This is a genomic window from Desulfocicer niacini, assembly GCF_054657595.1.
In genome coordinates this window covers 1-12,441 of sequence record NZ_BAAHYK010000080.1, presented here as the reverse complement: position 1 = coordinate 12,441, position 12,441 = coordinate 1, and the positions used below count along the sequence as shown (strand labels likewise).

Annotated in this window: 10 protein-coding genes; 1 reads left to right on the top strand and 9 read right to left on the bottom strand. The window is 40.2% G+C overall.

All coding sequences use genetic code 11. The features are described from left to right. Positions 1–426 precede the first annotated feature (426 nt). The 6 genes from ACYQ2M_RS23760 to ACYQ2M_RS23735 form a co-directional block, all read right to left on the bottom strand. Positions 427–849 carry a GNAT family N-acetyltransferase gene (locus tag ACYQ2M_RS23760; RefSeq protein ID WP_459918885.1) on the bottom strand — a complete coding sequence of 141 codons (423 nt, stop codon included), beginning with the start codon at positions 847–849 and terminating at the stop codon, positions 427–429. Positions 850–961: 112 nt separating this feature from the next. Then, entirely contained in the window at positions 962–1,156 is a 195-nt protein-coding gene (locus tag ACYQ2M_RS23755) for a DMT family transporter (protein ID WP_459918884.1), read from the bottom strand. A 155-nt stretch (positions 1,157–1,311) separates the two neighbouring features. After that, positions 1,312–3,276 (bottom strand): tetrathionate reductase family octaheme c-type cytochrome, encoded by a 1,965-nt coding sequence (locus ACYQ2M_RS23750; RefSeq protein ID WP_459918886.1) that lies wholly within the window; start codon positions 3,274–3,276, stop codon positions 1,312–1,314. A 53-nt stretch (positions 3,277–3,329) separates the two neighbouring features. Next, a complete protein-coding gene (gene nrfD / locus ACYQ2M_RS23745) occupies positions 3,330–4,532 on the bottom strand; it encodes an NrfD/PsrC family molybdoenzyme membrane anchor subunit (protein ID WP_459918883.1) in 1,203 nt (400 codons plus the stop codon). Further along, a complete protein-coding gene (gene hybA, locus ACYQ2M_RS23740) occupies positions 4,532–5,446 on the bottom strand; it encodes a hydrogenase 2 operon protein HybA (protein WP_459918882.1) in 915 nt (304 codons plus the stop codon). Before hybA ends, nrfD begins: the two co-directional genes overlap by 1 nt. Before the next feature lie 76 nt (positions 5,447–5,522). Further along, entirely contained in the window at positions 5,523–5,768 is a 246-nt protein-coding gene (locus tag ACYQ2M_RS23735; RefSeq protein ID WP_459918881.1) for a sulfurtransferase TusA family protein, read from the bottom strand. A gap of 235 nt (positions 5,769–6,003) precedes the next feature. Between ACYQ2M_RS23735 and ACYQ2M_RS23730 the strand changes: the two genes are divergently transcribed. Further along, the gene (locus ACYQ2M_RS23730) at positions 6,004–7,398 is read left to right on the top strand and encodes a sigma-54 interaction domain-containing protein (protein ID WP_459918880.1); all 1,395 of its coding nucleotides are present in this window, start codon (positions 6,004–6,006) and stop codon (positions 7,396–7,398) included. A gap of 458 nt (positions 7,399–7,856) precedes the next feature. Here the strand turns inward: ACYQ2M_RS23730 and ACYQ2M_RS23725 are convergent, their stop codons facing one another. The 3 genes from ACYQ2M_RS23725 to ACYQ2M_RS23715 form a co-directional block, all read right to left on the bottom strand. After that, the gene (locus tag ACYQ2M_RS23725; RefSeq protein ID WP_459918879.1) at positions 7,857–9,005 is read right to left on the bottom strand and encodes a PIN domain-containing protein; all 1,149 of its coding nucleotides are present in this window, start codon (positions 9,003–9,005) and stop codon (positions 7,857–7,859) included. After that, a complete protein-coding gene (locus ACYQ2M_RS23720; protein ID WP_459918878.1) occupies positions 8,962–11,250 on the bottom strand; it encodes a GmrSD restriction endonuclease domain-containing protein in 2,289 nt (762 codons plus the stop codon). The genes ACYQ2M_RS23725 and ACYQ2M_RS23720 overlap by 44 nt, the downstream gene beginning before the upstream one ends. A 349-nt stretch (positions 11,251–11,599) precedes the next feature. Beyond that, on the bottom strand, positions 11,600–12,316 hold the full coding sequence (locus ACYQ2M_RS23715; protein ID WP_459918877.1) for a DUF1294 domain-containing protein: 717 nt from the start codon (positions 12,314–12,316) through the stop codon (positions 11,600–11,602). Positions 12,317–12,441 lie beyond the last annotated feature (125 nt).

Genomic DNA, 12,441 nt, shown 5'->3' with positions numbered 1-12,441 from the left:
CTTTGACCGCATGGAAGAAGTCAGCAGAGGGCATAGTAGCCGGAGGAAACGAGCCGTGTTGAAATACTACACGGAGGACTCACCCCGGTGAAGGCCTGAACGGTGCCCGGACCGATGGGTACGGGTAAATGGTTAGTGGTGAGTAAGGAGAGTGTACTTGCCCGCATATAGCAGCGGTCGCTGAAATGCAGGCAGCGTCTTTCTTCCAAAAGCCCGGCGTATCGGAGGGATAACTCACATCCGATATGCTCACATCAGCCGAACCGCCTTGGTACGCGATCCGTATGCCGGGTGGTGTGGGAGGGCTCCTCAGTGATGCGGAGTCCTATCCCGATATGCTGAATGTTGTTTTTTAAAAATTCTTTTTGTACAACCTGAACTTGTGCAGTCAACATCTTATCATTGAACATAAAAATTGATGTTGCTTTACTCCGTGAAACCGTTCTCCGCCATTTTTTCAGCGTTAATAAACTGAGCCATGCCTGTTTTCATTTTTCTGAAACCGTTTTTAAGATAAAAGCCTTCTTTTCCGGGGGAGGCATACAGAATTATACTGCATTCAGGCAGTCGTGTCATAATGTTTTTTATAATTGTATTTCCAAGACCTTTTTTCTGAAAATCAGGATTAACAGCCACATCATAAATAGCTGCCTGATAAGCTCCGTCAGAAATGGCTCTTCCGAAGCCGATCATGTTATTGTCATGATATACAAAAACAGTGACATAACTGTTTTCAAAAGCCTTTTTATGCAGATCGGGATCATAATACCCCATTCCGACATTTTTCAGTGTATCTGATACAAGCTTCCAATCTACTCCAGAACAATCCGATTTAATTTCTATATCCATAACACTCCTCCACGTTTCACTGTTATTCCCAGTTGACTAATAAAATTCCGGTAATCATAGCCGCCATGCCGGCAAATCTGACAAGGTTAACAGACCTGACCGGTAAGTCAAATCAGCCAAAGTGACTGGCTGTTATCGCAATCAGAAGTTGAGCGGTCAGCGCATAAGACATCATGGGCCCCACACCCATTTTAGGTGTCAGGTAATAGAACATGGCGACACCGAAAGAGCTCAATGCACCACCCAAAAACCATAAATAGAAAGGTACTGATCGTATGGCTTCTGCCTGCGGGCACTGATGACACAAAAAATTATGCGCCTGTTCTCGGATGGATCATTTGCCTGGGTTCAACAGGTGCACCTGCTCGGAGAGAAGTCCTTTAATATCGAAAAAAAGGCCTGGCGTATCTCTCAAATCGCATATGGGGACCACCAGGCCTTTCAGCACAACGAACAAATTAATTATTCATGTTTTTCATACCCCATGGGCAGTTTTTTGAAACGACCGCCATGGATAATGGGATCTCCTTTGTATCCCAGGGCCTTAAAATTGATATAGTCGGTTTTATTGATCAACTCTTCCACATCCCGTCCCTGGGATTTCATAAAGGAAAAGTCTGTACCCTTATGGGCCACCTTTTTAAAATCAATGTCCCTGTTGTCCTGGTGGCAGCGATTACAGGTTTTATCCCCTTTAAGGCTGTCATGGCACTGAACACAGGATAAGGCCATTTCCTTGGGCATGACCTCATGGTCCAGGCGCCAATACATCCAGGTTTCCTTCCATTTGTATGACCCGCTGTAGTCAAGACCAGCTGCTTTCATACCGTCCTGGAACGCTTTGTCCCAGTCAAAGTGCTTCCAGTATGCGGTACTGTCTTCCTTGTTTCTCGGGAAAAGATGAGGGACAAGAACATAGTCATGATCCGCATCAATGGCCTGGATAGCCTTCATTATTTTGAAAGGAACGATTTTGGAGCCGGGATCATGGATGGACCCCACAGGCTCGGTGATTTTGATGACATCAGCATTGATATCAACTTTATCACCCATTAGCACCCTTTTCATATAGCCTGAATCCCAGGTGTAGGTCGGTACCACAGATTCGCTCCATAAAAACTCACCCTTTTTCTTGTTATAATCCGGCTTGCCGTATTTATCTTTTTTAGGCTTACGGTTTTTGTCTCCGGCCTTTGACCAGTCCCACCAGGTCTTGGTGGGTTTGCATTTTGCAAAAACCGGAGAATGGCAGACGTTGCAGTCAAGGGTTTTAGCATGGTTGTTTAAATGGTGATCTAAAACGCTACCGCAATAATGGGGGTCTTCCGAATGGCATTGCTGACAGCTTACCTCACCCTCAGCTACCGGTACGGATGAGCTTCTGCCCGCAATCTTGTGGTTTCTTGTTTCATGACATTCGGTACAGGTGAAATCATATCCACCCATGTGAATGTCGCAGTTTCTGCTGGGCTCAAGAAGCTGCCTGGACAGATCCGCATGCTTGATGGCATCTCCACCGCCACCATTAAAATGACAGGCACCGCAGGTGGCACGGCTTGAATGCCCCACATTTTCGGCAATTAATTTGAGATCAATATCTTTTGCCGGAATTCCAGCTGCCGGTCCTGGTTTTTTATAGGTACCGGTTGTATCATGGCAAACCAGACAATCCATTTTCGTTTTATCGGTGAAATCAAAACTATCATCTTTCCAACCATAGCCTGCATGACAACTTGTGCAACGCGCCTCATTACTTTTGGTTCCGATGCAATAGTTGTTTACGACCGTGGTGCCCTTGCCGTGCATGATGTCCTTTCTATGCCCGGTTGTATAGGGAGATGGACCCTTCCACAGCCAGTGGGCGGTGGTCAGCATATCCTCCGCCTGGGTATCATGACAGCGCAGACATTCGGCTGTTACCTGAAATGCATCTGGGTTATCCGGCAGTTTAACCAATTTACTATGATCGGGAACATTCTGCAAATGACACCCCTTGCAACTCACAGGTCCCTTGGCTTCATCTTTGTGACACGCTATACATTGCTGATGATAGGCTGCTTTAAGGCCGATCCGTTCGGGATGATCAGGGTTAAATGAATCCTGATGGCAGGCCGAGCACCGGGTTGTTTCCAATTCCGCTTTATCCTTTGGCCTGTAATGATGGCACTTGCTGCAACCCTTGGTTAAATTGGCATGTCGTTTATGGGAAAATCTAACAGGCCCGTAATGGTCTTCGCGGTTTTTAATAATGGGACTGTCCAGCAAAAAATAGGTGTCTTGAACATCATCCAGGGAAATGCCGGCATCCAGCAGATGCATCCGTCTATTGATCATGCCGTCATCTTTATATTCCTTGATAAAGGGGACGACCTCCTTCGCCCTGTCCTTTGCTTTTTCCTGATCCGGTGCTTTCCAGACATCTGCCATACACAGGGCCGTGGTCAGGATTGCCAGACCAGTGAAACAAATAATTTTCTTTATCACTGGGACACCTCCTTGGGTGCCTGTAAAACAGGCAGATAGGTCACAACAAATCTATAAATAAACATCAATGTTGCGATAAGGCCTAAAGTGACCAGAATTTCTCCGGGTGCAGGGAAATATCCATTCTCACTCAATGGCGGATTATATCCGACGATGAATACATTGATCCGGTTCAATACCACACCAAAGACGATCAAAGATGCGGCAATAAAAACCCCTCTTCTGGAGTTTCTGACCCCGTTAAAAAGCAGCATTACCCAAGGCACCATTACGCCGAAAAGCATTTCCACAATAAAGGAATTGGTTTGATAGGTTCCGTCCAGAAGGTAAATATAGGTTCCCCTGTAAACCATATCCCCCAGTTTGAGAAACATGTAAATTCCCAACAGAAAAATAGTGATTCGTGTCAAGGGAGCCAGAATGTCCATCTCGGGATCCAGTTTAAAGGAAGCGGTCACAAGGGTTGTTTCAAACACCACCATGGGATACCCCACGGCAAAGGCCGAGGTGAGAAACAAAAGGGGTAAAATCGGCGTATACCATAACGCATGCAGCTTGGTCGGCGCCACCAGCATGAGAGACCCCAGGCTGGATTGATGCATGCAGGAAAGAACAACCCCAAGGATGATAAATACCCACATGACTTTGCCGATGACAGCGTCACCTACTTTCAATATCAACTCCACCAGCCCGTTGAGTGAGGAGAGGATACCCGGAAGGTTGACCCTGTCCTTGAACTGTTCTGCCACAATGGGGAAAAATTCAAAGTAGAGCACATGGAGATACACCATCACACACATGGCCACTTCAAAAAGCACTGAATTGGTGTTCCAGTTGAATATGGGTTTCCAGATGGCCCAGGAGCGCCCGATATCCACCAAAAGTCCCAAGACAACAAAGGTGTAACCCAAAACAGCCGTTAAAAGTGCCGGCCGTGTGATGGGTTCATAATAATGTTTGCCAGCAATGTGGGCCAAAGCCGCCGTGGTGAACCCGCCGGCAGCAAGGGCGACACCTGTTGCCACATCCACGCCCACCCATAACCCCCATGGTCTGGCATTGGTGAGGTTTGCGACATAACCGATGCCCCCTGTAAATCTTGCAATGATGGCGACGGCGCCTGCAATCATAAACACCAGCATGACAAGAACACCGGGTGTCCAGAATTTTCTATTTAAAGGACTTGCTTTATGTTCCATCAGGCGCCCCCTTTATTTTTAGGTTCTTCCGCCCCTTTGTTTGACTTATACATGAACGCTCCCAGGGCGCTGAAGAGGGCTATGGGTGACCATAGATAACTGAACAGTGAGTGCTGTATGGTTTCGGCAAGTTTGGGTGCAGGTGTATCTGATAATACGGGCAAATTGACTTGTTCAAAGGGCACAGAGGAAATATAAAGCCAGGAGGTTCCCCCCACCTCTTTTTCTCCGTACACATGATCTATATACACCCCTGGATTTTCCTTGAGCCTTTTTTGGGCCACCGTTAAAAGAGACGATCGCTTGCCAAAGGTGATGGCTTCCGTGGGACAAATGGTGGCACAGCCCGGAACCCCGCCATCCTTGGAAATCCTGTCGTAGCAGAAGGTACATTTCATCACCCTGGGTGTGATGGGGTCGGTATATTCATAGGCCGGAATTTCAAATGGACATGCCACCATACAATATCGGCAGCCAATACATTTTTCCACGTCATATCTGACGGATCCGGTGTCATCCTTGTGCATTGCCCCGGTGATACAGGCGGATACACAGGCCGGATCCTGACAATGCATGCACTGAACCTTGGCATAGGTGGGAAGCGGTTTGTCAAAACTATCCAATTTTCCTGTAAAATATCGGTTTACCACTGTAAACGCTTTGTGGTCCGGCCTTCTTTTTTTGTCAAAAATGGTACATTGACAATTGACCCTTTCGGGTGGGGGTAATTCGTTCACCGCACTGCAGGCTTCTTCGCATTTACGGCATCCAACACACCGGGTCAGATCCACCAGACATCCGTAAGGATCCGGAGGTGCCTTTGACTCCCATGCATTGGCAGATGAGGGCAACGCTACGGCAGATGCCCCGGCTGCTCCCAAAAATTTAAAAAAACTTCGTCTACTAAGTTGCATTCTCCCTCCCATGTAAAAACATTTACAATATCAACCCGAATATCTACTGAAAACGGATGCTTTTCCTCATTTGGATTTACCCTTTAAAATTTCTTGGCCCTTTTTTTATGCCAAGACAGATGTAATCAACTCTCTTTTTTGTATAAATTATTTTATCATTGGAGCGGTTTACAATTGTTCTTAAATTATGTACCACATCACTGTCCGCAATAAACACCTCCAGAACAGCCCCTTGGTCCATGGATTTAAGGCAGCTTTTGCATTTGAGTAGATTAAGGGGTGAAATCACACCCCGAAGATCCAATATGTTTTTTGATGTCATACAAGCCCCAAGTGTTAAAAGATAAAATTTTAGAGGTTATACTGCAATAGGCGTGCCCCAGACATCACTTAAAAATGTATAATTTATAATTATCTGTTTTTATTGATCAATTTATTGGACATAAAGCCAAGACTTGACGGTTAACCCATTTGATAGTATTTAAATACATGTTTAAGTAATCATAATATTTAAACATGTGTTTGTATGATTAAACACTTTATAAAGGAGAGGGCCGATGACTGACCACGAGATGAACACTTTCTGGAAAAAAATAGTGGATACGATAAATGACGGCCTGATGTTTATCGGCCCCGAGGGGGCCATTTTAATGGTCAACAAGGCCTTTGAAAGACTCACCGGCTATACATCAAAACAAGCCATTGGCATGTCCTGCGATAAGCTGGGTTGTGATGCCTGTGAACAGATCATGCAGACCGGCAAGGCATCGGCATGGTGCAAATTGTTTGAAAAAGGCCAGGAGGATATGCAAAAATGCCGCTGTCTTTTAAAATGCAGGGACGGAAGTTTTTTGCCGGTCTTGAAAAATGCCTCCATACTATGGGACGAAAACCATGAAGTTCTTGGTGTTGTGGAAACATTAACCGATATTTCCGAGCTTACCAAGCTGGATGAAAAAGTCCATCTTCTTTCCAGACAATATGACAGGGAAAATGATTTTATGGGTATGGTGGGCAATTCACCAGAAATGCAGAATGTGTTTGATATGATTCGAAAAGCCTCGGAGAGCAACGCCCCTGTTATCATCCTTGGAGAAAGTGGTACGGGCAAGGAATTGGTGGCAAATGCCATCCATTTCTGTGGTGCCAGAAAAGACCAACCTTTTATTCAACTCAATTGTGCCGCTTTAAATGAATTTGTTCTTGAAAGCGAATTGTTCGGCCATGCCAAGGGGGCATTCACCGGTGCTCACAGCAATCGTATCGGACGATTTGAGGCGGCCAACCATGGAGATTTTTTTCTGGATGAAATCGGTGATATCCCCTTATCCATTCAGACCAAATTATTAAGGGTCCTTGAGTCCGGTCAGTTTGAGAGGGTGGGAGATATTTCATCAATCAAGGTTGACGTTCGAATCATCACGGCCACAAACAGAGACCTTGAAGAGTTGATAGAAAAAAATGAATTCCGACAGGATCTACTCTTCAGGATCAACGTCATCCCCATCCACCTGCCGCCCTTGAGAGAGCGTAAAGAAGATATCCCGCTTTTGATCAGTTCTTTTATTAAGCGCTTAAATATAAAAACCGGTAAAACAATTACCGGAGTGAGTCATGATGCCATGGAAGCCTTTATGGAATATCACTGGCCCGGCAATATAAGGGAACTTAAAAATGCCATGGAATATTCCTTTGTGACCACGGAAGGTCCGGTCATTCAGCCGTCCCATTTACCTAAGAAAATAAGTACACCCCAAGAAACAATCCCCCACCTTGTCAAGGCCGTGACTAAAGAGGGGGATCTCGATGAAAAATCCCGGTTGATCCAGGCGCTCCAACAAACAAATGGCAACCAGTCAAAGGCTGCAAAACTTCTTAATATCAACAGGGTAACCGTCTGGAACCGCATGAAAAAATACGGCATAGACCTTAAAAAGGTTTTGTCGGTGTAAGCAAAATTCTGCAACAGACACAAAAAATTATGTGCCTGCTTCCGCATGGATCATTTGCCTGAGTTCAGCAGGTGCGCCTGCTCGGAGAGAAGCGATTTAAATCGATCCAGTGTAACCGGGTATGCCTGCATGGGAACACCCGGTGACCGCAGAATGTTATTGTTGGAATTTAGTATTATGTTGATCAAATATAGTAATTGTAATACTTTTTTAAATTTTGTGACAAGACGATATAACGCCTTAACTTATTGAATTTATATAAGAAAAGTGGTATAAATCAAAAAATCTTAAGTTGCAAATTTGCCTTTTTAAAGAAATTCTTAATTATACCTCGCATACCCCGCCGCATTTTAAGTAAATTTGTGCGTTACAATATTTATATCTTAACATCATGTTACCGGTAAATCCTCTTCAAACTGTTACAATGTGATAATCTAATAATGTTGAGCAATATAAAATCAATGAACAGTTTCTATATCAAGCAGAACTAGACTGTAGTCAGTTAACCTCTTAATATATTTCTCTTTTAACCTTCTTTCCAAGTCGGGAATATTACTCAAGTACACAAAAATACAGTGGTGTTCATCACCAGTTTCTTTGTTATAGCAACTATACCCTGAACTTTTTAGGTCATCCAATAGCAATTGTATATTTCCCACAGTCCCTTTTAAAATAAATTTGATCTGAGTAGCATTTGTGGATTGGATTATACTTTTTTTGTAGCTTTTAACTTCTTCAATTGTTTCAAGATTAACGGAACTGTTCAAAAAATCATTAGAATATTGTAAAAACTGAAATGGTTTATAAAAATGAATATTTCTAGAGGTAGCTTGTCGAAACTCCTTTAAAAGTTCTGGTCGAGGAGAAATTGTTTTACCCTTATGCGTTAACCACCAATCTTTTTTATTATCATCAAGCACAAAAATGATATCAACGTCAGAACTTTTGGATTTCTCTAATATCTGTTTCCAAATTATGAAGTCTCCGTATTTTTGTTGGTCGGGTTTATGGGCATCGCAATATCCAGGTGGTATCTTCTTTTTGTACCGTTTCTCCCCTTCTTCATATATTTTAGATAGTTCTGAAACCTCGTAATATGAACCAACTTTACCATTGAATATTTCATTGATGGTTTCAAGTAATTTGTCATGAAGCAAACTTTGCCGATACTCTTCAGATTTGGACTCTATTTCAGTGGTAAATTCAGACTTTAACGATATAAACTTGTCAGTCAAATCACTGGTGAAAAATGGGTTTCTATTCTTGTTTTCAATTTCAGAAGATAATTCATTGAGCTTTTTCTCGAAAGTTGAATAACTATCAATTTGGTCTGTTATAGCAACTAAGCGATTCTCATTAAATTCAAAACCAACTTGATACGGAATCCATATTCTATCACTTAGGTCCGAGATTATTTGAACAAATTTATTAGATGTTTCTCTTGAATATCGATAGAGGTTAAGCAAAACATTAGTATCAAACACAAAGATAGCCTGATTCCATAATGTAGAAATGTCATCCAGTCCTAATGGGTTATACTCGAAAAAATTTTTCTTCATCGGTTCAGTTGTTGTATTTTTTCCAGAAAATGTTGATATTATCAGCAAACAACTCTTTAGTTTCAATCTTATTCATAGATGTAAATAGATTTTTTAATTCTTGTCTAATTTGCAATTTGTGATCTTTTATAGAACTCAACTTAAGTTTGGACATAAAAAGCCACAGTGCGTAAAAACTTTGTTGAGTTCTACGACCTGACGAAGAAACATTAAATATCGATTCTAAATTTTTTGATAATCTCTCATAATCTAATGGCTCATTGTCTTCAACAGCAGCTTTTACCTTTAGTATAAAGTCTGTGTTAAATTCCCCACAAGCCTTCAAAATACCTTCTTTGCATTGAGGATCTTCTAAAATAGTTGTAATTTCAGTTTTAGAGCGAATCCTAAAATTAATTTTATCTCCGATTTTATAATATTCTAATGGAGGATGGTGGCCAACCTTCTCGTTTGAATCGAAATATTGTAAGTATATCAATGACATGTAAATGTTTTCATTTTCCATCCTTTTGTTATTCTTTCTAAAGTAAAACCATTCGGCATTGTCTTTTAGAATGGATTTAACCCTTTCAATAATATCTTTGTTTATATAAGAATTCCACATCTCAAAGGTATTTGGCTTTATTGGGTAGGGTTTGCTATTTAGCCTTAGAAACAAATCAATAGGCTCAAAATCCGTATTATACCTATGGTTTATTTCTATAATCCATAAATCAAAGTTATTTATTTTCTTTACCAGTTCAGGTTGTAATTTATCTACATTTTGCCCATGTAAATTTTCAAGTATTCCATTTTTAAGACTCAAAGAATATCCATTTTTATTTGATTTTTGTTTTCCATTATTTTCATCAAGATATTCTTTTTTTAAAAAGCCTAATATTGATAGCAACCTTTGTTGTCCATCTAACACTTCTGACACACCATCTTTTCTCTTATAAACAAAAATAGGAGGCAATTTTATCCCCAACAAAATGCTTTCAATTATTGCGGATGATTTATTTCTGTTTTTCACCTCTGTTCGTTGATAAGGAGGACGTATCAAAAATCGTTGCCTTTCCATTTGTCGGCAAATATCAACAATAGTAATAGAAGATGGCTCTGGCTTATTAATCCTCAAGTCATCGAAACTAGTTTCCTTTGATTCAGTGGAAGCTGTTTCTTTCTTTTCCTTATTTTCTTTTTTAAATGTTGTGGTGGTAATCAGATAATCACTGAATGACACATCACACTTTTTAGAAAAATATCCAGCAGTAACAGAATATCTGGTTTGCAATTCTTTTGAAAATGAACTTCTATCCATTTCAAACACACTTTTTTGTTCATCAAAATAAGCAGCGAGATTATTAATGAAATTACTATCAATATTTTTCAATAAATAATCGTTTTCTTCAAGAATTGACAATGCCCAGAAAATACATTCTGCAACTAAACGGTTAAAAAAGAAATCGTTATCTGAAAAAACTTTTTTTACTCGTGTTAATATATTTATTTTACTAATAATGCCGGAAAAAATATCATCATAATCACCCTCATCAACTTTCGATGAAAGAATTTCATAGTACTTAGATATTACGATATCTTTTTTGACGGAATAATATTTAATTGGAATTTTGTGTTGAACGAGTAATTGTCGAATTTTTTTTAGCAATACTTCAATACTACTTTTTTCAAAGTAAAACAGATCTTTTATTTCTCCCAAAAGGACTCTATCCTTCTTTAACTTTTCTTGGATGAATGTATTTAAATCATCATCAAAATATTTTGCCTTATCAATTTCAGTTGCTTTTAATGGCGTAATCCCTGAATTATAGCGTTTAAATATCTCTTTCTTAACTATGTCCTCCATTTCTTCCATCTTCTGGTCAGATGAAGATTTTGTATGAAAGCTGAATTCAATAATTCTTAATTTTGTATCCCAAAAGTCATCTCGCAACTCACCAATATCTTTAAAATATTTCTTTGTAATTCCAATTTTGTCCAATTTATGAAGACCTGAAGGCTTCAACTTGAAACCATTATTTAAAAATCTAAGTATAGTTTCGTATCTTTGCCTTCCATCAATTACTTCAATTTTGTCGCCATTTCTGAAATAAATAATTGGTGGAATTTCCGTTCCCAACAATATACTTTCTATAAAATATGTCGCTTTATCATCATCCCAAACATAATTTCGTTGGTAATCTGGAGCATACTTTGTATTTTTTAAAGTATCTTCATTGTTAAATAGCGTTTCGATTGAGACAACTTTTGGCTCAATTTTGACTAAATTTTCAAATATTTCGTTGGTCTTCATAAGATTCCATCACCTTTGTCGTGACTATGTAACTAAAGTTTAGCAAATGTGATAATGCCGAGTTGAGGAGCGACCCACGTGGGTTGACTGCTCCAACTCGTTGTTAAGTGCGCTGCGGCGTGCGTCAAACCCATTTTCAACTCGGCATTAAGTGCGCCGCAGGCGCACTTAACGCCGAGGTAACCTGCCGCGCCAATAGCCTTCGCGGAAAACGACTCCCGTTCACGCGGTCAGGTTGACCGAAATGTTAGCCGATTCTTTTTAAGACTTGATTACTATGAGAAGGCATACTCTTTTAATAATTACGGAGTTGAATTTTCAAACACATTCTCATCAAAATCCTCAATTATTACAAATTTAAAGCTTTTTTCAGATTTAAGAATATATCATGCAAAGATGAACTGCTCAACAAGTATGAATGTTCGCCCAAAACATTGCCAATCGCATATTTTAATTCTTCAATCATTGAGTCAAACCATAATTTTCCTTGATGAGTATTTACCCACCACAAGACGCTGCAATTAATAGCTATTGTTATCCAATATTTGATTTTAAATGAAATCTTTTTTGATTTATGTCTCAGATAACTTTGGGCAATAGCCGCACCTGGCCACCCTCCAGTTAAAGCCACTAAATGCAATGTGCTTTCCGCTGTCCGCCATTTGTCAAATTTCGCAGCTTTTTTATCTTTAGCATACATTAAAAAGGCAACAAGACTCATAAAACTATATAAATAAATCACTTCGATAGCCATGAATTTGGAGCGATGAAGGAAATAGAGAATGCATGTAAAACTCAATGTAAAAAAAGTTGCAAACGTCTTTTCTTTTATCAAGGTATTATTCTTCTTATGTCCTTCAACTGGGTAAACATTGACAGCACACTTACGCCCTTTATTATCTTTCGATACTGAATACTGAACATTTAAACCGTTAGTTGGTCTTTTATGCTTTTTGCTATATTCATTGATATGGATAAATATTGAGTTTCCACATGTTTTTGATGTTATGAAACCAAAACCTTTTTCATCGTTCCAATTTGAAATGATACCAACTTGACTGTTCATTTTTATACTTGCTCAATATAAATACTTAGTTATTTGTTATCTTTGAATATACGGTACATTTGACTTACAAACGGCTAATGCCGAGTTGAGGAGCGACCCACGTGGGTTGACTGCTCCAACTCGTT